Here is a 23,844-nt window from a genome sequence, read left to right as displayed (position 1 = left end):
AGTCACCTGGACAGGGTGGCCGACCGGATGCCCGGAGCCGCGGAACCCGTGCACGGAGAGTCGTGGTCATCCGGTCACACGGGGTGACGGCGAGTCACACCGGGAACACCGACCCCGCGGATGGCGCTGACGCGGTCGTGGACAAGCGGATCGGGTTCCTGTCGTTCGGGCACTGGCAGCCGCTGCCGGGGTCGCAGGTGCGCACCGCGCGCGACGCGCTGGTGCAGTCCGTCGAGCTCGCCGTCGCCGCCGAGGAGCTCGGTCTCGACGGGGCCTTCGTGCGGGTGCACCACTTCGCGCGCCAGCTCGCCTCGCCGTTCCCGCTGCTGGCCGCGATGGCCGCCCGCACCTCCCGCGTCGAGGTCGGCACCGGCGTCGTCGACATGCGCTACGAGAACCCGCTGTACATGGCCGAGGAGGCGGCGGCCACCGACCTGCTCTCCGGCGGCCGGCTGCAGCTCGGCATCAGCCGGGGGTCGCCGGAGACGGCGCTGCGCGGGTCGGAGGCCTTCGGCTACGTCCCGCCGGAGGGGTCGACCGACGCGGACCTGGCGCGCGAGAAGACCGCGCTGTTCCTCGCCGCGGTCCGCGGCGCGACCGTCGTCGACGCCGACCCCGGGATGACCGGCGGCGCCCGTGGCCGGCTCGCGATCCAGCCGCAGTCGCCGGGCCTGGCCGACCGCGTCTGGTGGGGCGCCGGCACCCGCGCGACGGGGGAGTGGGCCGCCCGTCAGGGGATGAACCTCATGAGCTCCACGCTGCTGTCGGAGGACACCGGTGTGCCCTTCGACGAGCTGCAGGCCGAGCAGATCGCCCGCTACCGCGCCGCCTGGGCCGAGGCCGGGTGGGAGCGCGAGCCGCGGGTCTCGGTCAGCCGCAGCGTCGTCCCGATCGTGTCCGACCTCGACCGCACCTACTTCGGCGACGAGCGCCGCTCGGCCGACCAGGTCGGGCTGCTCGAGGGCGTGCGCGCCCGCTTCGGCCGCAGCTACGCCGGCGAGCCCGACCAGCTCGCCGAGGAGCTGGCCAAGGACGCCGCGGTCCAGGAGGCCGACACCCTGCTGCTGACCGTCCCCAACATGCTCGGCGTCGAGTACAACGCCCGGCTGCTGGAGAACGTGGCGCGCCACGTCGCCCCCGCCATCGGCTGGGTGCCCGCCGGACAGCGCTGAGCGCCGGACCCCGGTCGGGGCCCGGCGCTCGGCGTCGGGGGTCGGTGCCGGCGTCACTCGAAGGTGACGTTGCCCTCGGCGTCCAGCGTCGCGGTGACGACGGCGCTGTCGCTCGGGTCGTCGGCCGCGGCCACCTGGCACTGCAGCGTCAGGCCGTCCTCGGCGACGAGCACGGTGTGGTCGCCGCCGTCGCAGCTGGTGACGACCTCGACGTCGGCGCTGGCGGAGACCTGCTCGGCCAGCAGCGCCTCGACGTCGGCCACGTGGACGTAGGTCTGGTCGCTGTCGATGGTCACGTTGCCCTCGTCGTCGGTCTGCTCGACGGTGAAGGTGACCTCCTGGCCCTCGAGCGAGGCGGTGCAGGTGGTGACCGTGCCGGCCGCCAGCTCGACGTCCTCGGGGCAGGTGACGTCGGTGACGGTGACGCCGGCCTGCTCCTGGGCGATGGCGGCGATCTGCCGCTCGGCCTCGGCGGTGTCGAGGACCTTCGACCCGAACAGGAGGAAGGCGCCGACGCCGAGGCCGGCGAGCACCAGGACCGCGACGATGCTGCCGACGATCGCGCCGGTGCGCTTCTTCGGAGGCTGCTGGCCGAAGCCGGCCGGGGCGCCGGGGCCGGCCGGCGGGAAGCCGGCGCCGCCGTAGCCGGCGGGCGCGGGGAAGGGCGGCGGCGCGTACGGGCCGTGGGGCTGGGCGGTGCTGCGGGGGTCGTGGACCTGGGTCACGGGAGGCTCCTCGGTGCGGTCCCGGGGCCGTCCCCGGGTGTTCGGGACAACCGTGCCGCCGCCCGCTTGCGGCAGCCTTCGACTCCACTTGCAGCGCGGTGCCAGCGACCGCAGGACCGCTGCAGGTGACCCCGCGCGCGCACCGGCCGGCCCTCGATCGGCACCGGGCGGGGTGTCGGTCCCGTGGTGTGCCGGACCGGCCCGCGCAGGTGCCCGGGCGTGCCCGCATCCGCGCCACCTCGGCGTCCCGGTGCTCTGCGTACCGGCGGCGGGGCTGCGCCGGATCCGGACGGCGCACGTCCCCCTCGGCCTCCAGCTCACCGGGGGCGTCTCCCGGTCGGCGCAACTACGAGACGACGGCGCGCCAGCGCGAGGCTCGCGCCGCCCTGGGCACGCTCGCCGCCGTCCCGGTCACCGCTGACCGGTTCACCGGCCTCGACGCGCTGCGGCAGGAGCTCGGGTCGCCGCCGCCCGGGTGAGGACCCGATGGCCCTGGCCGACCGCGAGGACGCCCTCTCCGACTGGCTGTCCCGGCGCGGCGTCCCCCGGGACCGGGTTCTGGACCCGGCGCTCGACGGCGCGGGCGCCGACGTCGACTGGTGCGTGCAGGCGCCGGGGACGACGCCGATCCCGGCGCGAACTCTCAACTCCGCGAGCAGTCGTAGGTCGGTGCTGCCGGAGGCACCGGCTCGGTCCCCTCCATGGCCCACGACCAGACGTACGCCAGAGCATCGACGTCGCAGTCCGAGATCGGGATCTCGGTCGACCCCCCGATCGACGGCCAGGCATAGCCCATGAGATCGGTGCTCTCGAGGAGGTTGGTCGCGTGGAGCAGGCCGAGGACATGGCCGATCTCGTGGAGTGTCAGGTTGTAGATGTCGAGAGCGCTTGCCGAACCCCCACCGTGCCCGAGTGGTGGCTCTCCACCGATCCACACGGTGCAACGCTGCGGTTGGCACGTCGCCAGCCCTGAGTAGTTGACGCCGCTCCAATGAGGCGTGTACCGGAGGACCACGTCTGCTCGGCTCACGACTCCGGGCCCACTGTCCACCTCGGTGATGGTCACCGCGCCACCCAGGCAGTCCTGCAGCACGGCGTTCCAGACCTCGATGGCCTCGCTGATCGCCGCCACGTTCGCGGGGTCCGTATCCGGGTGGGCCTCCACCACCACGGTGATGTCCGGATCGCTCCTGAACCCGAAGGGTTTCGTCGAGCCGTACCCGATCAGCTCGAGGGCCACCGCGTCCGACTCCGGGCGATCCGAGCAGGTCGCCTCCGCGGCACTGACAGGGGTCGCGAAGCCGACCGAGAGGAGGACCGAACCGAGCCCGGCCAGGGCGGTGACAACGGTTCGTCGCATCCTCTTACCTCCTCGCCATCGGCGTAGCCGTGCGCTGCGCCGTCCCCTGTCCGTGGGCCACGGTGACGCCCCCCGATCCTCGTGTCCAGCGCTTCCGCGCCCGGGCCTCGAGAACTGCGAGGACCGCGCTGGGAGTGATCACGAGAGGTCGGCTCATCCGCCACCGCGGCAGCCACCGGTGCCGCACCCCGCACCTCCACGCCGAACTGCGGGATCGCCCGACACCGAGCGCCGGCCGCCGCTCGGCGATCGTCTGCTGGAGCGACCGCGCCTCGTCCGGACTTCCCAGTCAGCCGAACCGCCCGGCACTGGTCCGGCCTGCCGACGGCACCACCCCATCAGGCTGGACCGGCCGGGTCGCTCCAGACGCGAACCGGCTCGTGCTCGCCGACGGTGCTGTGCTCCGGCTGGTCGTCGCGTCCCCTGAGGTCGTTGACGGTGGTGCGGTCCCCGGGAGCGGTGTCGATCAGCGCCTGGCACCAGGCCGAGCTCCGCTGTCCGGTGCCGGACGCCCTGTGGACAGCCGGCCCCTCGTGGTCCGCCGAGGTCCGGCACGCGAGCCATGGGCGCGCCCGGCAGGACTCGAACCTGCGACCAAGTGCTTAGAAGGCACCTGCTCTATCCGCTGAGCTACGGGCGCTCGGCCGCGATGATGACACCTCCGCGGCCGGCGGGGTGACCGGGTGACACCTCGGGAGCCCGTCGTCCACAGGGGCCGCGCGCTCCACAGGTCGCCGGTGGCGGCGCCGCGGACCTGCCGGCGGCACCAGGGTCGACGGCGGACCGGCACCGTGCCGGCCAGCGCAGACCCGAGGAGCACCGTGAGCACCACCGAGATCACCGTGACCGGCAACGTCGTCACCGCGCCCACCCGCAACCGCACGCAGAACGGCAGCGTCACCAACTTCCGCGTCGCCTCCACCGAGCGGCGCTACGACAGCAGCGTGCAGGGCTTCGTCGACGGCGCGAGGTTCTTCGTCGACGTCGAGTGCTGGGGCGAGCTCAGCGGCAACGTCTCGCACAGCGTCAGCAAGGGCGACCCGGTCATCGTCCGCGGCGTCCTGCGCACCGACGAGTGGGAGTCCGACCAGGGCCGCCGCAGCCGGCCGAAGCTCCGCGCCCAGGCGGTGGGGCTCGACCTCAGCCGCGGCACGGCGGAGTTCCGCAAGACGCAACGGGCGGCGACGGCCGCCCCGCTCGCGGACGAGCCGCCGGCCGACGCGGGGGACCGGGACTATCCCGGGACCGGTGTGCCGTTGTACGAGCTGGACCCCGACTCGTCCCCGGCCGACGGCGCGCTCGACGGCGCCCTGGACGGCGCAGTCGACGAGGCGCTGCACGCCCAGCCGGAACCGGCTCTGCGGTAGCCGCCCGCCAACTGGGAGGATCGGGACCGAGGACGCACGGGGCCGGGCCGGCGCACGCACCGGCCCGCCCCTCTCCGCGCATCGACACCGCGCACCGACGGAAGGCTCGAAGGCCCAGTGGCTCAGTACATCTACACCATGGTCCGTGCCCGCAAGGCGCACGGCGACAAGGTCATCCTGGACGACGTCACCCTGTCGTTCCTGCCCGGCGCCAAGATCGGCGTCGTCGGCCCGAACGGCGCCGGCAAGTCGACCGTCCTCCAGATCATGGCCGGCATGCAGCAGCCCTCCAACGGCGACGTGATGCTGGCGCCCGACGCCACGGTCGGCATCCTGCTCCAGGAGCCGCCGCTCAACGAGGAGCTCGACGTGCGCGGCAACGTCGAGGAGGCGGTCAAGCCGCTGCGCGACGCGCTGACCCGCTTCGAGGAGGTCAGCGCGGCGATGGGCGAGCCCGACGCCGACTTCGACGCGCTGCTGACCGAGCAGGGCGAGCTCATGGAGGTCATCGAGAACCACGACGGCTGGGAGCTCGACGCACGCATCGAGCAGGCCATGGACGCGCTGCGCTGCCCGCCCGGCGACGCCGACGTCACCGTCCTCTCCGGTGGTGAGCGCCGCCGCGTCGCGCTGTGCAAGCTGCTGCTCGAGGCGCCGGACCTGCTGCTGCTCGACGAGCCCACCAACCACCTCGACGCCGAGAGCGTCGCGTGGCTCGAGCAGCACCTGGAGAAGTACGCCGGCACCGTCGTCGCCGTCACCCACGACCGGTACTTCCTCGACAACGTGGCCCAGTGGATCCTCGAGCTCGACCGCGGCCGGGCCTACCCCTACGAGGGCAACTACTCCACCTACCTGGAGACCAAGGCCGCCCGGCTCAAGGTCGAGGGCGCCAAGGACGCCAAGCGGCAGAAGCGGCTGGCCGAGGAGCTGGAGTGGGTCCGCTCGGGCGCCAAGGCCCGCCAGGCCAAGAGCAAGGCCCGCCTGGCCCGCTACGAGGAGATGGCCGCCGAGGCCGAGAAGACCCGCAAGCTGGACTTCGAGGAGATCCAGATCCCGCCGGGCCCGCGGCTGGGCAACGTCGTCGTCGAGACCCGGGACCTCACCAAGGGCTTCGGCGACCGGCTGCTCATCGACGACCTGTCCTTCACGCTGCCGCGCAACGGCATCGTCGGCGTCGTCGGCCCCAACGGCGCGGGCAAGACCACGCTGTTCAAGATGCTCGTCGGCGAGGAGAAGCCCGACGACGGCGAGATCAAGGTCGGCGAGACGGTCAAGGTCAGCTACGTCGAGCAGACCCGCAGCGGCATCGACCCCAAGAAGACGCTGTGGGACGTCGTCTCCGACGGCCTCGACCACATCAAGGTCGGCAACGTGGAGATGCCCTCGCGGGCCTACGTCGCCGCGTTCGGCTTCAAGGGCCCCGACCAGCAGAAGCCGGCCGGCGTGCTCTCCGGCGGTGAGCGCAACCGGCTGAACCTGGCGCTCACCCTCAAGCAGGGCGGCAACCTGCTGCTGCTCGACGAGCCGACCAACGACCTCGACGTCGAGACCCTCACCAGTCTCGAGGGTGCGCTGCTGGACTTCCCCGGCTGCGCCGTGGTGGTCAGCCACGACCGGTGGTTCCTCGACCGCGTGGCCACCCACATCCTCGCCTACGAGGGCGAGTCGAGGTGGTTCTGGTTCGAGGGCAACTTCGCCGACTACGAGAAGAACAAGGTCGATCGCCTCGGCCCGGAGGCCGCCCGCCCGCACCGCGCGACCTACCGCAAGCTCACCCGCGACTGACGGAGGACCCCGCAGCGGGGCCGTTCCGGGCACGTCACCACCGGCCGGCCGGAGCACCCGCTCCGGCCGGCCGGCGGCGTCTCAGGGACCGAACCGGGCGACGAAGCGCGCCTGCCACGGCGTCTCCACGGCACGGGCCCGGTAGTGCCGGCGCACGAAGGCGACCGCCTCGTCGGCGGGGACGCCGTCGAGGACGGCCAGGCACGCCAACGCCGTCCCGGTGCGGCCGGTGCCCCCGCCGCAGGCGAGCTCGACCCGTTCGCCGGGCGACCGTTCCCAGGCCTCACCCAGGGCCGCCCGCAGGTCCGACGGCGAGGCAGGCAGCCGGAAGTCCGGCCACCGGACCCAGCGGCTCTCCCAGTCGAGGGGGCCCGGCGGCCGGCCCAGCAGGTAGACGCCGAACGACGGCAGCGGCCCGGCCGGTGACCCGGCCCGCAGGCCCCGGCCGCGGACCCGGCGTCCCGACGGCAGCACCAGGACGCCGGGCGCGCCCTCGTCCCACGGGTCCACGCGTCGCACGGTAGGGCCCGCGCGTCGCGGAGGGGGCGGCGTCGACGGCCGCCGGCGGCGTGCGGCAGGGTGTCGCACCGTGCGGTACACGGTGGCAGTCCCCATGCGCTGGTCGGACATGGACGCCTACGGCCACGTCAACAACGTGGTGTACCTGCAGTACTTCGAGATGGCGCGGGTGGCGCTGTTCTTCGAGCGCGCCTCGCTGGAGGAGCGCACGGGCCTGCGCCGCGGCACGGTCGTCGCCGCCCACGAGATCGCCTACAAGCTGCCCGTCGTCTACTCGTCGCGCCCGCTGGACGTGCAGATCTGGGTCTCCGGCATCCGGGCGGCGGCGTTCACCTGCCACTACGAGGTGTTCGACCACGAGAACCTCGCGGTCACCGGCAGCACGCTGCTGGTGCCCTTCGACTTCTCGATCGACCGCCCGCGCCGGCTCACCCCCGACGAGAAGGAGTTCCTCGCCCGCTGGGGCGACGAGCCGGCCGGCTGAGTCTCACCAGCGGGCCGGCGCCCCCTGCACCACGCCGCTGCCGGCGTGCAGCCAGTCCCGCGGGGGAGCGGTCTCGACCACCCGCTTGCCCAGCGGGAACAGGCCGACCGCGGCCAGCTTGAACGACGCGATCCCGAACGGGATGCCGACGATCGTCACGCAGAACGCGATCCCGGCGAGCACGTGCACCAGCGCCAGCCACCACCCGGCCACGAGGAACCACACCAGGTTGCCCAGCGCCGAGGCGACGCCCGCGCCGGGGGCCCGCACCGTCGTCCGCCCGAACGGCCAGACGACGAAGCCGGCCAGCCGGAACGCGGCGATGCCGAACGGGATGGTCACCACCAGCAGGCAGGCCAGCACACCGGCGAGCGCGTAGGCCAGCGCGAGCAGCCAGCCGTGCAGCACGAGCCAGACCAGGTTGAGCAGTGTCCGGAGGGTGTCCACGTCCAGACCACGGACCGCGGCGCCGCCGGGTTCCACGGCACGGCCGGCCGGGCCAGGATCGGCCGCGCCGGCGCGGTCGGCCGACCCGCCGGCGGCGACCCGAGAGGAGCAGGACCGCGATGAGCAGCGACACCCGCGCACCCGGCACGGACGACCCCGCCGCCACCGAGGCCCTCGCCGGGCGCCTGTTCGACACCGTGCTCGCCGCCCTCGACGCGCAGGCCGTCTACCTCGGTGACCGCCTGGGCTACTACCGCGACCTCGCCGGGCACGGCGCGTCGACGTCGGCCGAGGTGGCCGAGCGCACCGGGACCGCCGAGCGCTACGTCCGCGAGTGGCTCGAGCAGCAGGCCGTCACCGGCATCCTCACCGCCGAGGACGACCCCACCGCCCCCGGGGACGCCCTCGCCCGCCGCTTCACGCTGCCCCGCGGGCACGAGGCGCCCCTGCTCGACGTCCTCAGCAGCGACCACCTGGTGCCCCTGGTCCGGTTCGTGGTCGCGGCCGGCCGGCAGGTCGACGCGCTGGCCGAGGCGCACCGCACCGGCGGCGGCGTCTCGTGGGCGCAGCAGGGCAGCGAGGTGCGCGAGGCGCAGGCCGCGGCCAACCGCCCGCTGTTCCTGGGCCGCCTGGGCAGCACCCACCTCCCGTCGATCCCCGACGTCGACGCGGCCCTGCGGCGCGGCGGCCGGGTCGCCGACGTGGGCTGCGGCCACGGGTGGTCGTCGGTCGGCATCGCGCTGGCCTACCCGGCGGCGACCGTCGACGGGTACGACGTCGACGCGCCCTCGGTGGAGGCGGCCCGCCGCAACGCCGCCGAGGCCGGGGTCGCCGACCGGGTGCACCACCACCTCGCCGACGCCGCGACGGTGGACGACGCCGCCGGCTACGACCTGGTGACGGCGTTCGAGTGCATCCACGACCTGTCCGACCCGGTGTCGGTGCTGGCCGCCATGCGCCGCCTGGTCCGCCCCGGCGGCACCGTCCTGGTCGTGGACGAGCGGGTCGCCGAGCGGTTCACCGCCCCCGGCGACGAGGTGGAGCGCCTGATGTACGGCTACAGCCTCGCCTGCTGCCTGGCCGACGGCCTCAGCTCCCGGCCGTCGGCGGCCACCGGGACGGTCATGCGCCCGGACACGCTGCGCCGCTACGCGCGGGAGGCGGGGTTCGCCGACGTCGAGGTCCTCGACGTCGCCGACGACTTCCTCCGCTTCTACCGCCTCGTGGGCTGAGCGCGGGTCAGCCCACGACGCGGGGCACCGGCCGGTCGGCGCCGGTCGGAGCCCCGCGGCGGGCGGCCTCCTCCTCGGACACCGCCCGCACGACGGCGCCCTCGGCGACCTCCCCGCCGGCGAACACCGCGGCGTTGATGCCGCCGCGGTGCACCATCGCCTTGACCAGCCGGGCGCCGGTGAGCCGCTCGAGGTGGGTGCACGGCGGGCAGCGCTTCATCCCGAACAGCAGCGCGTCGCCGACGGCGAACCAGCGGCCGACCAGCGCGGGCAGGTCGACGCCGTCGGTCACCAGGTTGCGGCGGGTGTCGCCCGGCGTCAGGGGCACGCCGGCCTCGGCCGCGACCGCCGCGACGTCGGCGCCGTCGATCAGCGTCAGCTGCTTCTCCAGGTCGGGGTACTGCGCCCAGGTACCGCCGCCGAGGGCGTAGCGGTCGCCCTCCAGCCCGCGCCCGGCGACCAGCCGTGCCGACGGCACCCGCCGCATCGGCGCGGCGGCGGTCGGGGTCAGCCAGATCTGGACGACGGTCATCGCGGGACCTCCGGGGTGGGGGAGCGCCGGCGGCGCGGGGGCGGGACGTCGTCGGCGCCGCGGGCGTCGAGCGCCTCGCTGACGTCGTGGGCCATCTGCAGCACCTGCACCAGCAGGGGGGCGACCGTCGTCCGCAGCGCGCGCACGCCGCGGGGGACCCGCCGCGGGCCGCCTGGGCCGCGCGGATCCGGTCGGCACGCTCCACCAGGACCGGGATGAACCGCAGTGCCATGGTGAGCGCCAGGCCCACGCGCGCCGGACGGACGCCGACCAGCCGCAGCGGGGCGCACAGCCACTCGACCACCGCGACCATCGCGCTCACCCGCGTCGTCGCCGTCACCACGGCCGCGGCCACGACCAGCGTGAGCAGCCGCAGCGCCACGTGCGCGCCGGTCCGCAGGTCCGTGGTCAGCGCGTGGACGACGAGCAGCGCCGCCAGCCACCAGGCCACGGCGCGGGTCTGCCGCGCCAGCACCGCCACCGGCAGCCGGGCGACGAGCAGCCCCACGGCCACCGTCGCGAGCAGCGCCGCACCGGCCGCGGTCAGGGTGGGCAGCACGAACAGCGCGACGGCGAGGACGGCGAGCGCGAGCAGCTTGGCGCCCGCCGGCAGCCGGTGGACGACGCTGGCCCGCGGGACGTACAGCGCGAGGGTCACCGGTCGGTCATCAGCGCGCGGTAGGCGGCCACGGCCGGCCCGGGGGGCGCGTCCTCGACGACGCGCCCGCGGTCGACGACCAGCACCCGGTCGAAGCCGTCGAGCAGGTCCAGCTGGTGGGTCACGACGACGACCTGCTGCTCGAGCCCGGCGATCAGCTCGGCGACCCGGCGGGCGTTGACCAGGTCCAGCAGCGTCGTCGGCTCGTCGAACACGATCCGGGCCGGGCGCATGACCAGCACGCCGGCGATCGCCAGGAGCTGCTTCTGCCCGCCGGAGAGCAGGTGCGCGGGGTGGTCGGCGTGCCCGGCGAGGCCGTGGCGCTCCAGCACCTCGGCGACACGGGCGGCCCGCTCGTCCGGCGGCACGCCCTGGTTCTCCAGCCCGTAGGCGACGTCCTCGGCCACCGTGGGCAGCACGATCTGCGCGTCGGGGTCCTGGAACACGAAGCCGACCCGGCGGCGCACCGCGCGCACCTGGGTGCGGGTGTCCAGCCCGTCGACGAGCACGCGCCCCTCCGACGGCACGACCAGGCCGTTGAGCAGCCGGGCGACGGTGCTCTTGCCCGACCCGTTGGCGCCGACGACGCCGATCCGCGCCTCGGTCAGGGTCAGGTCGAGGCCGTCGAGGACCGGCCGGTCGCCGTAGCGGTGGGAGACCCCGCGCAGCTCGATGCCGCGCCCCGGGTCCGCGACGTCGTCCGCGGCGGGCGCCGGACCGGGACGGCGGAACCTCACCGGCTGCCGGCGGCCCGGCGGGGACGGTCGATGACCGGGTAGCTGCGCCGGACGACGTCGGCGATGGCCGCCGCGACGACGGCCTTGAACAGGTCGCCGGGGAGGAACACGGCGGCGCCGGTCCACAACGCGGTGCCCCAGTCCAGGCCCGCGACCGCCTTCAGCACCGGGACGCCGATCGCGTAGACGACGACGATGCCGCCGACGACGTTGACCAGGGTGCCGCGCAGCACGTCGTAGCGGTCCCACGAGCGCTCGGTCAGCCAGCCGATGACGAACGCGGCCAGCGGCCAGCTGTAGAGGTAGCCGGCCGAGGCGCCGACGAACGGGGCCAGGCCCCCGGCACCGCTGGCCAGCAGCGGCAACCCCACGGCCACCAGGACGAGGAACAGCAGCACGGCGAGGGAGCCCCGGCGGGCGCCCAGGACGCTGCCGGCCAGCATCACACCGAGGGTCTGGGCGGTGATCGGCACGGCCCCGACGGTGATCGCCGGCAGGGTCCCCAGCACCGCGATGACGGCGGCGAAGAGGGCGACGTAGGCGAGGTCCCGGGTCTTCACGGTGACTCCTTGCGAGAGGCGGCGGGGCGGGCCCGCGCGGTTCCCGCGGAAGGTACCGGAGCGGCCGGGGGAGGGGGCCCGGTGGCCTCTCCCGACGGTTGCCGACGGTGTCGGCGCGCTCACCTGCAGAGACGCCCGCCGGTTTGCCGGGCCTGCCGGGGCCGTGTTGTCTGGGGTCGCTGAGGCCGTCGGCGGACGCGGGAACAGGGCGGGACGGGAGCATGGCAACCGGGTGGTGGGCGTCGCTGTGGCAGTGGGGGCGCCACGAGCCGCAGGAGCTCCTCCGGGAGCGGCCGCGGGCGCCGGAGCACCGGCCCGCCCCGCCCCGCAGTCCGCCGTCGACCACCACGCGGTCCCGCCGCGGGCTCCGCACCCGGCGCCGGCCGGGAGCGCGCAGGACGTTCCGGCGGCCCCTGCGCCCGCCGGCGCCCTGCCTCAGCAGACGTCCGGTCCCTCCGGCCGAGCCGGGTCTCCCGACCCGGTGCGCAGCACCCCGCTGCGTCCCCCTCTCGAGACGACAGGAGCCCCATCCGTGGCAACGCTCGACAACGTGATCGCCGACCTGCTCGCGATCGAGGGCGCCAACGGCGCCGCGATCGTGGACATCGACAGCGGCATGGCCCTCGCGGCCGGCGGCACCCCCGGCTTCGACCTCAACGTGGCGGCCGCAGGCAACTCCAACGTGGTGCGCGCCAAGCTGCGCACGATCAGCGACCTCGAGCTCAAGGACGAGGTCGAGGACATCCTCATCACGCTGGGCAGCCAGTACCACCTGATCAACGTGCTCAAGGGCCAGGGCAACTCCGGCCTGTTCATCTACCTCGTGCTCAACCGCGTGACCGCCAACCTGGCGCTCGCGCGGCACAAGCTGCGGGCGGTCGCCAGCACCGTCGCCGTCTGACGCCGCGCGGACAGGCGGGCCGGCACCCGACCCGGACGGGGGTCGGGGAGGGTGCCGGCCCGGCCCCGTCCCGGGTCCCGCCCTGAGCTCGCGAAGGGTGGGGAGGACGGGGTCCTTCGTCAGGCAGCCGCGGTGGCGGCCTCGACGATGCGCTCGCGCACCGCGTCGACGGCGAGCTCGCCGGTGTCGATCCACCGCGCCACCCGGCCGTCGGCCACGATGCCGACGCGGTCGCAGCACTCGGCCAGCTCGTCGGGGTCCACCGAGACCACGACGACCGAGGTCCCGTGCTCCGTCGCCTCGTCGAGCATGCGGCGGACCTGCCGGCGGGCCCGGACGTCCAGGCCGCGGGTGGGCTCGTGCAGGACGACGACGTCGCGCGGTGAGGACGACATCCACCGGGCGAGCGCGAGCTTGTGCTGGTCCCCGCCGGACAGCGCGCCGAAGACGGTGCGGATGCTCATCGTCTTGACGTCCATCTGGTGCACGGTGCGGATGACGCCACGCAGCGTGGCGATCTCCCGGCGCAGGTCGGTGAGCGTGCCCCAGGCCTCCTGGGTGAGGGTGCGGGCGATCGTCTCGCCGGGGTCGACCCCGTAGGCGTCCTCGTCGGGGCGGTACACCGGCAGCGCGAGCGAGCCGTCGTCGGTGCACCCGAGCGAGCGCTGCTCGCCGTGCAGCAGGAGCTCGTCGGTGATGGCCGGCAGCTCGCCGGACAGGGCGCCGGCGATCTCGCGGACCCCGGAGGAGCGGTGCCCGGTCAGCCCGATCACCTCGCCGCGGCGCAGCAGCAGGTCGACGCCCTCGACCGCGCCGGGCACCCGCAGGTTGCGGACCCGCAGCGCGACCTCGTCGGAGGCGGCCGGCCGCGGCGTGGTGCGCGCCGGGGCGGCGTCGGCCTGCACGGGTGCGGGGACCGACGCGACCCGCGGCGGCGGGGGCGTCACCGGCTCGCCCACGGTCTCCGCGGCCAGCCGGACGGGGTCCATCTGCGCGCTCGGGCAGTCGAGGGCGATCCGGCCGTCGCGCAGCACCAGCACCCGGTCGACCACCTCGAGCATCTCGGGCAGCCGGTGGCTGATGTAGAGCACGCCGCGGCCCTGGCGGCTCAGCCGCCCGGCGACGGAGTGCAGGCTGGTGACCTCCGAGGGCAGCAGCGGCGCGGACACCTCGTCGAGCACGACCAGGCGGGTGTCCTCGGCGAGCACGCGGGCGGTCTCGACCAGGCCGTGCACGAAGTGCGGCAGGTCGCCGACGAGCGTGTCCGGGTCGACGTCGAGCGCCACCTCGGCGAGGAGCACCTGGGCCTGCCGGCGCAGCTCCTCCTGCGGCCGCCCGGCCTGCGCCGTGCCGCGGAAGACCGCCTGCGCGACGGTCAGGCCCGGGTCGATGTGGACGAGCTGCTCGACGACGCCGACCCCGAGGTGGCGGGCGTCCTCCGTCGACAGCGGCGCGTACGGGTGGCCCTGCAGCGCCATGAGCCCGGAGTCGGCCGCGGTGATGCCGGCCACGATGTCCCCGAGCGTCGACTTGCCCGCGCCGTTGGTGCCGACCAGCCCGACGATCTCGCCCTCGTCGAGGGCGAAGGAGACGTCCCGCAGGACGCGCCGGGCCCCGAACGACTTCGTCAGCCCCTCGACCTGCAGCAGCGCCATGGGCGGGCGAGCCTCCCCGGAGAGTGGGTCCCCGACGGCGGGTCGGTCGACCGTGTGGAGCGTCCCCCGTGACGCCTCGTTACGGAACGGATGCTACCCGCGCTGGGTCCCGGCGCCTCCCGAACGCGGGGACGCCGGAGCCGCCGCGACTACGCCTGCAGCCACACCGCCGCGTCGACGGGGAGGGCTCCGCCGGCGACGTCGTCGCTGGCCAGCAGGACCCGTCCCTCGGGCAGCGGGACGGCCTCGCGCGAGAGGTTGAGCAGGCACACCAGGCCGCCGGGACGGCGGAAGGCCAGGCACCCCTCCGGGGCCGGCAGCCACTCCAGCGACTCGCCGGAGAACGCCGGCGAGGAGGCCCGCAGGGCGAGCGCGGCCCGGTACAGGGACAGGGTCGACGACGGGTCGGCGGCCTGCGCCTCGGCGGTCAGCGGCCCCCAGCCCCCGGGCATCGGCAGCCAGGTCTCCTGCCGCGCGGAGAAGCCGTAGGAGGGAGCGTCGCCCGACCACGGCACCGGGATCCGGCAGGCGTCGCGGCCGCGCTCGGTGTGCCCGGAGCGCTCCCAGATCGGGTCCTGCAGGGCGTCGTCGGGCAGGTCGACGTCGGGCATGCCGAGCTCGTCGCCGTTGTAGACGTAGGCGGCTCCGGGGAGGGCGAGCTGCAGCAGCGCCGCCGCGCGCGCCCGCCGGGTGCCGAGCTCGCCGCCGCCGTAGCGGGTGACGTGCCGGGGCCGGTCGTGGTTGGACAGCACCCAGCAGGCCGGCGCCGGCACGTCGGCGACGGTGGCCAGCGAGTGGACGACGGCGTCGCGCAGGTCCTCGACGGTCCACTCGGCGGTCAGCAGCTTGAAGTTGAACGCCAGCTGCAGCTCGTCGGGGCGCAGGTAGCGCGCCAGCCGGTCGTCGTCGGACACCCAGACCTCGCCGACGGCCATCGAGCCGGGGTGCGCGTCGAGCACCGCGCGCACCCGCCGGTGCACCTCGTGGACGCCGTCGGAGTCGAAGCGCAGGTCCCCGGGGCCGTGGTCGGCGAGCAGGCCGGTGTCCTCCATCGGCTGCATGTCCGGCAGGCCCTCGGGCTTGGCCATGCCGTGCGCGACGTCGATGCGGAAACCGTCGACGCCGCGGTCGAGCCAGAAGCGCATCGTCGTCTCGAGGTCGTCGAGGACCTCGGGGTTCGTGAAGTCGAGGTCGGGCTGCTCGGGGGCGAAGAGGTGCAGGTACCACTGGCCGTCGGGCACCCGGGTCCACGCCGGGCCGCCGAAGACCGAGGGCCAGTTGTTGGGCGGCTCGGCGCCGCCGGGCCCGCGGCCGTCGCGGAACAGGTACCGGGCGCGGGCGGCCGAGCCGGGCGGGGAGGCCAGCGCCTCGGCGAACCACGCGTGCCGGTCGGAGGTGTGGTTGGGCACCAGGTCGACGGTCACCCGGATGCCGGCGGCGTGCGCCTCGGCCAGCAGCGCGTCGAACCCGGCGAGGTCGCCGAAGACCGGCTCGACGTCGCGCGGGTCGGCGACGTCGTAGCCGTGGTCGGCCATGGGGGAGGGGTAGAAGGGCGTGATCCACAGCGCGTCGACGCCGAGGTCGACCAGGTGCGGCAGGCGGGCGCGGATGCCGGCGAGGTCGCCGACGCCGTCGCCGCTGCCGTCGGCGAAGCTGCGGATGTAGACCTGGTAGAAGACCGCGTCCCGCCACCAGTCGGCGTCGGTGCGGCGGAACGGGCGGACAGGGGTGAGGGAACTCACCGGGCTCCTTGTCTCGGTGGCCCCTCGCAGGGGCCCGCCACGAGCGTGCGAGTGGCGGGGGGCGAGGGGTCCTTCAGGGGGTCCTTACCGGTTCTGCATGCTGCGGGCGGCCATCGTCAGGTAGGCCCACAGGGTGTCGTCCTGCTCGGCGGGGAGCTCGAGGCTGTCGACGGCGTCGCGCATGTGCCGCAGCCACGCGTCGCGCTCGGCCTCGCCGATCGCGAAGGGGGCGTGCCGCATCCGCAGGCGCGGGTGCCCGCGCTCCTGCGAGTACGTGGTCGGGCCGCCCCAGTACTGCTCGAGGAAGCGGCGCAGGCGGGTCTCGGCGCCCTCCCAGTCGTCCTGCGGGTAGAGCGGCGCGAGCACCGGGTCGGCCCTGACGCCGGCGTAGAAGCGGGCGACGAGCCGACGGAAGGTCGGCTCGCCGCCGACCTCGTCGTAGAAGGTCCGCGCCGAGGGCAGGGACCGGCTCGCCTCGCTCATGACACCGATGGTCCCGCAGCCGGGCGGTCCTGCGCCACGTCGCCCCCAGAGGCGACCCTCGTCCGCCCGTAGGCGAGCAGCGGCGGCACGACCGCGACCAGGCCGATCCCGCCGGCCAGCGCGACGACGGCGCTCGGCGCCAGCCCCTCCGCGGCCAGCCCGGCCGCCAGGGCACCGACGCCCTGGATGCCGTAGAGCCCGCTGACCGCGACGCCGAAGGCGCGTCCGCGGAAGGCCGGCGGCACCGCCTGCACGAAGGCCACGTTGAGCGGGATGCTCCAGGAGGCGCCGAGCCCGGACACGAACATCAGCGCGACGACGAGCGCGTACGCGACGCGCCCCGGTCCGGCGCTCATGGCGACCAGCCCGGCCAGCAGCACCGGCCCCAGCGACAGGCCCACCAGCAGCGGCATCAGCCGGTCGCTGCGCGCCGTCCCCAGCAACCGGGCGAGCACCAGGCCGCCGACGGTCATCCCGAGGGGCTGGGCGGCGAGCAGCACGCCGACCTGGACGGCCCGCTCGCCGATCTCGTCGGTGAGCGGGGCGGCGATGCCCTCGGCGGCGTTGGTGAACAGGGTGCCGATCCACAGGAGCGCGATGATCGCCAGCAGCCGCGGGCTGCCGCCGATCAGCCGCAGCCCCTCGCCGGCCTCCCGCCACACCGACGACGGCTCGGGAACGCCGTCGGTGGGCGCGGGCCTGCGCTGCAGCCCGGCGGTGAGCCAGACGGCGGAGACGGCGAAGGTGGCCGCGTCGGCGAGCAGCACGACGGAGGGGCTGAGCACGGTGACCAGCCCGCCCGCGGCGAGGAACCCGACGACCTGGGCCATCTGCAGGCTGACGTTGGTCAGCGAGGTGGCGACGGCGTACCGCTCGCCCTCCAGGACGTCGGCCATGAGCGCCGAGCGGGCCGACTCGAACGGCGGTGCGCACAGCGAGACCAGCAACAGCAGCGCCAGCAGCACGGCCAGGGGCGTCCCGGGGACGGCCATCCCGGCGACCAGGACGGCGCGGACCACGTCGCTGGCGATGAGGACCCGGTGCCGCGGGAAGCGGTCGGCGATCGTGGCGAGCACCGGCCCGCCGAGCGCCCACGGGAGGAAGCCCAGCGCGAAGGTGAACGCGGCCAGCAGCGGTGAGTCGGTGCGCTGGTAGACGAGGACGGTCAGGGCGACCCGGGCGAGCTCGTCGCCGACGGTCGACAGCGTGTAGGTGCCGAAGAGCGGGCGGAACTCGCGGACGGCGAAGACGTCCCGGAAGGTCGCCGGGCGAGGAGCCCCGCCCGGGGTCGCCGCACGGCTCATCGCGCGCCGTTGGCCGTCGCGCCGTTGGCCGCCGCGCCGTTGACCGCCGCGCCGCTGACCGCGCCGACCAGCGGGGGCGGCGTCCGGATGCCCTCGACCGCGAAGCGCTCCTTCAGCCGCATCCGCAGCTCGCGCCCGACCCGCCACTGGTCGGCGTTGGTGGTGCGCACCTGCACCCGCATGGCGACGCCCTCGGCGGTGATCAGCTCGACCCCCAGGGACTCCGGCTCGGCCAGCAGGACCCCCGCCCAGTCCTCCTCGGCGTAGAGGGCGTCGGCCACCTCCTGCATGACCCGGCGGCAGCGCTCGAGGTCGGTGTCGTGCGCGACGGGCATGTCGATGACCACCTGCGCGTAGCCCTGGCTCTTGTTGCCGACCCGCAGGATCTCGCCGTTGCGGGCGTACCAGACGACGCCGTTGACGTCGCGCAGCCGGGTGATCCGCAGGCCCACCGCCTCGACGGTGCCGCTGGCCTCGCCCAGGTCGACGACGTCGCCGACGCCGTACTGGTCCTCCAGGATGATCCCGATCCCGGCGATGAAGTCCTTGACCAGGTTCTGCGCGCCGAAGCCGAGGGCGACGCCGACGACGCCGGCGCTGGCGATGATCGGCGCGAGGTTGACCCCGAGCTCGCCGAGCACGAGCACGACGGCGATGCCCATGACGACGAACGACGCGATGCTGCGCAGCACCGACCCGATCGCCTCGGCCCGCTGCGTGCGCCGCTGGGCGATCGTCTCCACGCCGTCGGGGTCGGCGGCCCGGGCCCGGTTGCGCCACGGCCGGAGGATCGTCGGCATCGAGCCGGTCGCGGTGCGGTCGGTGAGCCGCCGGATCGCCCGGTGCAGCAGCAGCCGGACGACGAAGGCCACGACGACGACCAGCAGGATCTTCGCCGGCTTCTCGATCAGCGCCTCGGCGTTGGTGGCCAGCCACCCGACGCCGGACAGCTCGTAGACCTTGGCGCACAGGGTGGTCGGGTCCGACAGGCAGGCGGGGGCGGCGCCGCCGAGGCCGGTGTCGGCGGCGGCTGTCACTACGGAGGGTGGAGCAGTCATCACGCTCCATGGTGTCAGGTCGGGGCGACCGATCAGGCGGGCGGCACGCCCCATCCGGACAGACCGGTGGCGGCGGCGAGGAAGGCCAGCTGGTCGGCGGCCAGCCCCACCGTGCGGCTGACCGCGCGCGCGCCGTGGCCGACCGACGTCTCGCGCCGCAGGACGACGGGCGCCTCGGCGCTCGTGGCGGCCTGCAGGGCGGCGGCGAGCTTGCGGGCGTGCAGCGGGTCGACCCGGGTGTCGGACTCGAAGGTCGTGAACAGCGTCGCAGGGTAGGCGGTGCCCTCGCGGACGGCGTGGTACGGCGAGTAACCCAGCAGCCAGCCGAGCTCGACCGGGTCGTCGGCGGTGCCGTACTCGTCGTTCCAGGTGCGGCCCAGGCCGAAGCGCTCGTACCGGACCATGTCCAGCAGCGGGGCGCTGCAGACGACGCCGGCGGCGAGGTCGGGCCGCTGGGTGAGGGTGGCGCCCACGAGCAGGCCGCCGTTGGACCCGCCCATCACCGCCAGCTGCGCGTGCGTCGTCCAGCCCTCCGCGACCAGGTGCTCGGCGGCGGCGGCGAAGTCGTCGAAGACGTTCTGCTTGCGCTCGCGCATGCCGGCGCGGTGCCACTCCTCGCCGTGCTCGGAGCCGCCGCGCAGGTTGGCCACCGCCCACACGCCGCCGGCGGCGACCCAGGTCAGCGCCTGCGCCGAGTAGCCCGGTGTCAGTGCCACGTTGAAGCCGCCGTAGCCGTAGAGGACGGTGGGGCGGGGGGTGTCCGGGGTGCCGGTGGCCGAGAGGACGAACAGGTGCACCGGGGTGCCGTCGGGCGAGGTGGCGTGCGTCTCGACGACGGTCAGCTCCGGCACCTCGCCGGCCACGGGCGCGCGCTCGTCCTCGGTCAGCGCCGTCGGCTCGGCGGCGTCCCAGCGCAGCACCGACGGCGGGGTCGCGTGGTCGGTGTACCCCACCCACGCCGTCGTCCCGCCCTCCGGCGGCGCGCTCACGCCGGAGACGCTGCCGACGCCGAGGCCCGTGACCTCCGCCAGCCGGCCCGAGCCGTCCGCGGCCCACACCGAGAGCCGGTCGGTGGCGTCGACGGAGTGGACGGCGAGCACCTGCAGCGACCCGTCGGCGCCGTCGACCAGCGCGACGTCGGACAGCACGCCGTCCTCGGACTGCGGGACGACGTCGGTCCACGCGTCGGCCGGCCAGGTCGCGGGGTCGGCGGGGTCGGCGACGGCCAGCCGCCAGCGCGGGGTGCCGCGGTCGCTGAGCAGCCACAGCCGGCCGTCGCGGGCCACCCAGGCGGCGGTCTGCGCGTCGACACCGACCTGGAACTCCTCGAGCGCGCCGTCGCCGGCGAGGTCGGCCAGCCAGACGTCGTCGCGCGGGGCCGTCCCGGCGGAGGCGGACACCGCCAGCCAGCGGCCGTCGGCGCTGACCCGCACGCCGTAGTAGTTGGTGGGGTCGAGACCCTCGCCGTGGACGAGGACGTCGCCGTCGGGGTCGGTGCCGACCCGGTGGCGCCACACCCGGCGGTGGAACTGCTCCTCGCCGGCCGGCACCCGGTCCGGCGCGAGGCGGCGGACGTAGAAGACCTCCTCGCCGCCGGGCAGCCAGGCGACCGGGGAGTAGCGGCAGCGGTCGACCGGCCCGTCGAGCTGCTCCCCGGTGGCGACGTCGAGCACGTGGAGGCGCGACTCCTCGTCGCCGCCGGTGGACAGCTGGTAGGCCAGGCGGTCGCCCTCCCACGACGGCGACCAGGCGTCGAGCGTCGTGGTCCCGGAGGGGTCGACCGCCATCGGGTCGACCAGCACCCGCACGCTGCCGTCGGGCTCGCGGACCCGCAGGACGGCGTGCTCCTGGCCGGGGTCGCGGCGGGTGGAGAACGCCCGGCCGCCGCGGTGCACGGGGACGCCGACCGCGCCGGCGTGCACGAGCCGCTCGAGCCGGGCGGCGAGGTCGGCGCGCAGCGGGAGGGCGCCGAGGACGTCGGCCGCCAGCGCGTCCTCGGCGGCGGTCCACGCCTGCGTGCGCGGGTCGCCGGCGTCCTCGAGCCAGCGGTAGGGGTCGGCCACGCGGTGGCCGTGCAGGTCCTCGACCAGGTCGAGCTTCTCGGCGTCGGGGTAGCGCACCCGGACCACCGTAACGGCGGCCCGACGGGTTCCCGCGAGCGCCACCGGGCCTGGTCAGGGCACTATGGGCTTGCCCGCGGGCCGCCCCGGTACGGCGGTCCGGGGCCTCCGGAGGTGCTCCGTGTCGCGTTCCGCGTCCGGGTCGTCGCCGGCGGGCCACCCAGGTCCGCGGCGGGACCCCGTCCCCGTCCCGCGGCTGCCCGTGCCCTCGTCCGGCACGACGGCCGCCACCCTGCTGCTGAACGCCACCTACGAGCCGCTGTGCGTGGTGTCCAGCCGCCGCGCGATCGTGCTGGTCCTGGCGGAGAAGGCAGTGCCCGTGGACGCCTCCGCCGAGGTCGTCCACGCCGAGCGGGTCAGCCTCGCCGTGCCCGTCGTCGTGCGGCTGACCCGCTACGTCCGGGTGCCCTACCCGGCGCAGGTCCCGCTGTCGCGCCGCGCGGTCTTCACCCGCGACGGGCAGACCTGCGTCTACTGCGGGAGCTCCGCGACGAGCATCGACCACGTGGTGCCGCGCAGCCGCGGCGGCACGCACACGTGGGACAACGTGGTGGCCGCCTGCCGCCGGTGCAACCACACCAAGGCCGACCGCTCGCTGGCCGAGCTCGGCTGGCAGCTGCCGAACCCGCCGCGCACACCGAGCGGCGCGGCCTGGCGTCTGCTGGGTGCGCGCACCGTCGACCCGCGCTGGCGCGAGTGGCTGGGCGTGCCCGAGAGCGTGTCCGCGTGAGGAAGGACCCCGTCCTCCCCACCCCTCGCTCCCGCAGGGCGGGCCCCTGGACGGGGCCGACGAGTCACCGGAGGGCCACCCCATGACCTCTGCGGGCACCGCTCGGCGGCTGTGGGCGCTGGCCGAGCCCTACCACGCGGTCACGTACTTCTCCGACGAGTCGCGGGCCGCCGCGGAGGCCGCCGGGCTGACCGGCTTCTGGTCGGCGTACTTCGCGATGCGCGCGGCGCCGCTCGGGCCGGTGGGCCCGGAGGTCGTGACGGCGACCTTCGTGAACTTCGCGCCGTCGTTCGTGGCCCGCCGGGTGCCCGCGGTGTGGTCGGCGGTCACGCCGGAGGAGGCGCTGGCGGCCCGGCTGGCCGGCGTCGACGCGACGGTCCGCCGGGTTCTGGGGGAGTGGGCGACCTCGGCCGAGGCGGCGGAGGCGGCCGGGCTGGCGCGGATCGCGGCCGAGGCGGTCGACCTGCCCGGCCGTCCGCTGGCCGCGGCGAACGCGGCCGTGGGCGTGCCCGACGAGCCTCACCTGGCGCTGTGGCAGTCGCTCACGACCCTGCGCGAGCACCGCGGCGACGGGCACACCGTGGCGCTCGTCGGCCGCGAGGTCTCCGGCGTCGGCGCGCACGTGCTGGTGGCCGCGGCGGGCCGGGTGGACCGCGAGTGGCTGCAGAAGGCCCGCGGGTGGGACGACGACGCGTGGGCGGCCGCGGCCGAGCAGCTCGCCGGGCGCGGCTGGCTCGACGGGGACGAGCTGTCGGCGGAGGGCCTGGCGATGGTCACCGCGATCGAGGCCGACACCGACCGGCTGGCGCTGGGTCCGTGGCGGGCGCTCGGGGACCCCCGCTGCGACCGCCTCGCCGAGCTGCTGGTGCCCGTGCGCCGCGCCGTCGTCACCGCCGGGCTCTTCCCCGACCGCAACCCCATCGGCGTCCCGCCCGAGGTCTCCTGACCCCGAGCGGCAGGGACCGCCGTCCCCGCCCTCCTCAGGTGACGCGGGCGCGCTCCTCGGGGAAGGCGGTCCAGCCGCCGTCCTCGAGCAGGGCCCGGAAGCGGTCGACGGCGTCCCAGACGTCGACGAACCGGGTGTAGAGCGGCGCGGGCCCGAGGCGGACGCGGTCGGGGGTGCGGAAGTCCGGCACCACCCCGCGGTCGACCAGCGCCTGCGTCAGCTGCCAGGCGGACGGGTGCGCCAGCGTGACGTGCGACCCGCGGCGGGCGGCGTCGCGCGGGCTGGCCAGCGCGACGCCGTGCGGCGCCAGCTCCTCGTCGGCCAGCGCGACGAGGAGGCCGGTCAGCGCCCGGCCCTTCGCGGCCAGCCGGTCGATGCCCGCCTCGGCCACCAGCCGCGCGCCGACCTCCACCGCGGCGGCCGCGAGCACCGGCGGCGTCCCGGTGGCGAAGCGCCCGATGCCCGGCACCGGGTCGTAGACCGGCCCCATGGCGAACTGGTCGCGCTGGCCGAACCAGCCCCAGATCGGCTGGCGCAGCGACTCCTGCAGCTCCCGCCGCACGTAGAGGAACGCCGGCGCCCCGGGCCCGCCGTTGAGGTACTTGTAGGTGCACCCGACGGCGAGGTCGACGCCGTGCGCGGCCAGGTCCAGCTCCACCGCGCCGGCGGCGTGCGAGAGGTCCCAGACGACGAGCGCGCCGGCCTCGCGCGCCGCCGCCGTCACCGCGGGGACGTCGGCCAGGGCACCCGAGCGGTAGGCGACCGCGGAGAGCACGACGACGGCGACCCGCTCGTCCAGCGCGGCGGCGAGGTCGGCGGGGTCGAGCCCCTCGTCGACGTCGGCGGGCACCTCGCGCACGGTCATCCCGCGGGCGGCGGCGACCCCGGCGACGACGTAGCGGTCGGTCGGGAAGTCGTCGGCGCAGCAGACCAGCACGTCGCGGCCGGGGCGGGCGTCGGCGGCGGCGACCACGAGCTCGTAGAGGTCGACGGTGGTGGTGTTGGCCAGCAGCACCTCACCGGGCCGGGCACCGAGCACGCCGGTGCCGATGACGTCGCCCACCCGGGTGCCGACGTCGATCCAGGACGCCCACGACCCGACCAGCCCGCGGCCCCACTCCTGCTCGGCCACCCGGGCGAGCGCGGCCGGGGTGTCGCGCGGCATGCGGCCCAGCGAGTTGCCGTCGAGGTAGAGCAGGCCGTCGTCGACGCCGGCGAAGCGGTCGCGGAACCCGGCCAGCGGGTCGGCGTCGTCGAGCGCCTCGGCGGCGGCGCGGGTCAGGTCCACACGGACCTGTCTACCGCGCGGGGCTAGCGTCGCCGC

At 75.5% G+C, this 23,844-nt stretch carries 23 protein-coding genes, 1 tRNA gene and 1 pseudogene; 8 read left to right on the top strand and 17 right to left on the bottom strand.

Going from position 1 to position 23,844, the window contains the following annotated elements; translation table 11 throughout:
• The first annotated feature begins 137 nt into the window (after positions 1-137).
• Positions 138-1,172 (top strand): LLM class flavin-dependent oxidoreductase, encoded by a 1,035-nt coding sequence (locus JD79_RS21985; protein WP_110007246.1) that lies wholly within the window; start codon positions 138-140, stop codon positions 1,170-1,172.
• A 53-nt stretch (positions 1,173-1,225) separates the two neighbouring features.
• Here JD79_RS21985 and JD79_RS21980 read toward each other — a convergent pair whose 3' ends face one another.
• From JD79_RS21980 to JD79_RS21970, 3 genes are all read right to left on the bottom strand, one after another.
• Positions 1,226-1,897, bottom strand: coding sequence for a DUF4333 domain-containing protein (locus JD79_RS21980; protein ID WP_170149311.1), 672 nt, complete (start codon positions 1,895-1,897; stop codon positions 1,226-1,228).
• 643 nt (positions 1,898-2,540) lie between these two features.
• Positions 2,541-3,257 (bottom strand): zinc metalloprotease, encoded by a 717-nt coding sequence (locus JD79_RS21975; protein ID WP_110007244.1) that lies wholly within the window; start codon positions 3,255-3,257, stop codon positions 2,541-2,543.
• 567 nt (positions 3,258-3,824) lie between these two features.
• A tRNA-Arg gene (locus JD79_RS21970) sits at positions 3,825-3,897 on the bottom strand.
• A gap of 181 nt (positions 3,898-4,078) precedes the next feature.
• On the opposite strand from JD79_RS21970, the gene JD79_RS21965 reads away from it, so the two are divergent.
• On the top strand, positions 4,079-4,624 hold the full coding sequence (locus JD79_RS21965; RefSeq protein ID WP_170149310.1) for a single-stranded DNA-binding protein: 546 nt from the start codon (positions 4,079-4,081) through the stop codon (positions 4,622-4,624).
• Positions 4,625-4,741: 117 nt separating this feature from the next.
• Positions 4,742-6,412, top strand: a complete 1,671-nt coding sequence (ettA, locus tag JD79_RS21960) for an energy-dependent translational throttle protein EttA (protein ID WP_110007242.1) — start codon at positions 4,742-4,744, stop codon at positions 6,410-6,412.
• A gap of 81 nt (positions 6,413-6,493) precedes the next feature.
• Here the strand turns inward: ettA and JD79_RS21955 are convergent, their stop codons facing one another.
• Positions 6,494-6,922, bottom strand: coding sequence for a protein-tyrosine phosphatase family protein (locus JD79_RS21955; RefSeq protein ID WP_110007241.1), 429 nt, complete (start codon positions 6,920-6,922; stop codon positions 6,494-6,496).
• Positions 6,923-7,013: 91 nt separating this feature from the next.
• Here JD79_RS21955 and JD79_RS21950 point away from each other — a divergent pair, with 91 nt between their 5' ends.
• Positions 7,014-7,415 carry an acyl-CoA thioesterase gene (locus JD79_RS21950; RefSeq protein ID WP_245900287.1) on the top strand — a complete coding sequence of 134 codons (402 nt, stop codon included), beginning with the start codon at positions 7,014-7,016 and terminating at the stop codon, positions 7,413-7,415.
• Between the two features lie 3 nt (positions 7,416-7,418).
• Here the strand turns inward: JD79_RS21950 and JD79_RS21945 are convergent, their stop codons facing one another.
• Positions 7,419-7,862 carry a YccF domain-containing protein gene (locus JD79_RS21945; RefSeq protein ID WP_110007239.1) on the bottom strand — a complete coding sequence of 148 codons (444 nt, stop codon included), beginning with the start codon at positions 7,860-7,862 and terminating at the stop codon, positions 7,419-7,421.
• Between the two features lie 119 nt (positions 7,863-7,981).
• Here JD79_RS21945 and JD79_RS21940 point away from each other — a divergent pair, with 119 nt between their 5' ends.
• A complete protein-coding gene (locus JD79_RS21940) occupies positions 7,982-9,094 on the top strand; it encodes a class I SAM-dependent methyltransferase (protein WP_110007238.1) in 1,113 nt (370 codons plus the stop codon).
• Between the two features lie 7 nt (positions 9,095-9,101).
• Here the strand turns inward: JD79_RS21940 and JD79_RS21935 are convergent, their stop codons facing one another.
• The 5 genes and pseudogenes from JD79_RS21935 to JD79_RS21920 form a co-directional block, all read right to left on the bottom strand.
• Positions 9,102-9,626 (bottom strand): MOSC domain-containing protein, encoded by a 525-nt coding sequence (locus tag JD79_RS21935; RefSeq protein ID WP_110007237.1) that lies wholly within the window; start codon positions 9,624-9,626, stop codon positions 9,102-9,104.
• On the bottom strand, positions 9,623-9,772 hold the full coding sequence (locus tag JD79_RS24095; RefSeq protein WP_245900286.1) for an energy-coupling factor transporter transmembrane protein EcfT: 150 nt from the start codon (positions 9,770-9,772) through the stop codon (positions 9,623-9,625). The genes JD79_RS21935 and JD79_RS24095 overlap by 4 nt, the downstream gene beginning before the upstream one ends.
• A 68-nt stretch (positions 9,773-9,840) precedes the next feature.
• Positions 9,841-10,284 (bottom strand): annotated as a pseudogene (locus tag JD79_RS21930) (energy-coupling factor transporter transmembrane component T family protein); the annotation flags it as partial.
• Positions 10,281-11,021, bottom strand: a complete 741-nt coding sequence (locus tag JD79_RS21925; protein ID WP_110007236.1) for an energy-coupling factor ABC transporter ATP-binding protein — start codon at positions 11,019-11,021, stop codon at positions 10,281-10,283. The gene JD79_RS21925 and the pseudogene JD79_RS21930, both read right to left, overlap by 4 nt.
• Positions 11,018-11,581, bottom strand: a complete 564-nt coding sequence (locus JD79_RS21920; RefSeq protein ID WP_110007235.1) for a biotin transporter BioY — start codon at positions 11,579-11,581, stop codon at positions 11,018-11,020. Before JD79_RS21920 ends, JD79_RS21925 begins: the two co-directional genes overlap by 4 nt.
• 532 nt (positions 11,582-12,113) lie before the next feature.
• Here JD79_RS21920 and JD79_RS21915 point away from each other — a divergent pair.
• Positions 12,114-12,482, top strand: a complete 369-nt coding sequence (locus JD79_RS21915) for a hypothetical protein (RefSeq protein WP_110007234.1) — start codon at positions 12,114-12,116, stop codon at positions 12,480-12,482.
• Positions 12,483-12,601: 119 nt separating this feature from the next.
• Here the strand turns inward: JD79_RS21915 and JD79_RS21910 are convergent, their stop codons facing one another.
• The 6 genes from JD79_RS21910 to JD79_RS21885 form a co-directional block, all read right to left on the bottom strand.
• The gene (locus tag JD79_RS21910; RefSeq protein ID WP_110007233.1) at positions 12,602-14,137 is read right to left on the bottom strand and encodes an ATP-binding cassette domain-containing protein; all 1,536 of its coding nucleotides are present in this window, start codon (positions 14,135-14,137) and stop codon (positions 12,602-12,604) included.
• A 149-nt stretch (positions 14,138-14,286) separates the two neighbouring features.
• Complete coding sequence (locus JD79_RS21905; protein WP_110007232.1) at positions 14,287-15,879, bottom strand: glycoside hydrolase family 13 protein; 1,593 nt, start codon at positions 15,877-15,879, stop codon at positions 14,287-14,289.
• 84 nt (positions 15,880-15,963) lie between these two features.
• Complete coding sequence (locus tag JD79_RS21900) at positions 15,964-16,362, bottom strand: globin (protein ID WP_110007231.1); 399 nt, start codon at positions 16,360-16,362, stop codon at positions 15,964-15,966.
• Positions 16,359-17,666 carry an MFS transporter gene (locus JD79_RS21895; RefSeq protein ID WP_110007230.1) on the bottom strand — a complete coding sequence of 436 codons (1,308 nt, stop codon included), beginning with the start codon at positions 17,664-17,666 and terminating at the stop codon, positions 16,359-16,361. Before JD79_RS21895 ends, JD79_RS21900 begins: the two co-directional genes overlap by 4 nt.
• Positions 17,663-18,703, bottom strand: coding sequence for a mechanosensitive ion channel family protein (locus JD79_RS21890; protein ID WP_245900285.1), 1,041 nt, complete (start codon positions 18,701-18,703; stop codon positions 17,663-17,665). Before JD79_RS21890 ends, JD79_RS21895 begins: the two co-directional genes overlap by 4 nt.
• Before the next feature lie 53 nt (positions 18,704-18,756).
• Positions 18,757-20,844 (bottom strand): prolyl oligopeptidase family serine peptidase, encoded by a 2,088-nt coding sequence (locus JD79_RS21885; protein WP_110007961.1) that lies wholly within the window; start codon positions 20,842-20,844, stop codon positions 18,757-18,759.
• Between the two features lie 202 nt (positions 20,845-21,046).
• Here JD79_RS21885 and JD79_RS21880 point away from each other — a divergent pair, with 202 nt between their 5' ends.
• Both JD79_RS21880 and JD79_RS21875 read left to right on the top strand, forming a co-directional pair.
• Positions 21,047-21,574 carry an HNH endonuclease gene (locus tag JD79_RS21880; protein ID WP_245900284.1) on the top strand — a complete coding sequence of 176 codons (528 nt, stop codon included), beginning with the start codon at positions 21,047-21,049 and terminating at the stop codon, positions 21,572-21,574.
• A gap of 82 nt (positions 21,575-21,656) precedes the next feature.
• Positions 21,657-22,520 carry an SCO6745 family protein gene (locus JD79_RS21875; protein ID WP_110007227.1) on the top strand — a complete coding sequence of 288 codons (864 nt, stop codon included), beginning with the start codon at positions 21,657-21,659 and terminating at the stop codon, positions 22,518-22,520.
• A gap of 34 nt (positions 22,521-22,554) precedes the next feature.
• Here JD79_RS21875 and kynU read toward each other — a convergent pair whose 3' ends face one another.
• A complete protein-coding gene (kynU, locus tag JD79_RS21870; protein ID WP_110007226.1) occupies positions 22,555-23,808 on the bottom strand; it encodes a kynureninase in 1,254 nt (417 codons plus the stop codon).
• Between the last annotated feature and the right edge of the window lie 36 nt (positions 23,809-23,844).

The sequence above is a fragment of the Geodermatophilus normandii genome, from assembly GCF_003182485.1.
Classification (GTDB): Bacteria; Actinomycetota; Actinomycetes; order Mycobacteriales; family Geodermatophilaceae; genus Geodermatophilus; species Geodermatophilus normandii.
Note: the sequence above shows the minus strand (reverse complement) of the source record. Positions and strands in the feature narration are given on the sequence as shown.

Coding starts and splice junctions, on each gene's coding strand:
- JD79_RS21975 (WP_110007244.1), bottom strand. CDS start 3,257: ATGCGACGAACCGTTGTCACCGCCCTGGCCGGGCTCGGTTCGGTCCTC.
- JD79_RS21940 (WP_110007238.1), top strand. CDS start 7,982: ATGAGCAGCGACACCCGCGCACCCGGCACGGACGACCCCGCCGCCACC.
- JD79_RS21935 (WP_110007237.1), bottom strand. CDS start 9,626: ATGACCGTCGTCCAGATCTGGCTGACCCCGACCGCCGCCGCGCCGATG.
- JD79_RS21910 (WP_110007233.1), bottom strand. CDS start 14,137: ATGGCGCTGCTGCAGGTCGAGGGGCTGACGAAGTCGTTCGGGGCCCGG.
- JD79_RS21900 (WP_110007231.1), bottom strand. CDS start 16,362: ATGAGCGAGGCGAGCCGGTCCCTGCCCTCGGCGCGGACCTTCTACGAC.
- JD79_RS21895 (WP_110007230.1), bottom strand. CDS start 17,666: ATGAGCCGTGCGGCGACCCCGGGCGGGGCTCCTCGCCCGGCGACCTTC.
- JD79_RS21875 (WP_110007227.1), top strand. CDS start 21,657: ATGACCTCTGCGGGCACCGCTCGGCGGCTGTGGGCGCTGGCCGAGCCC.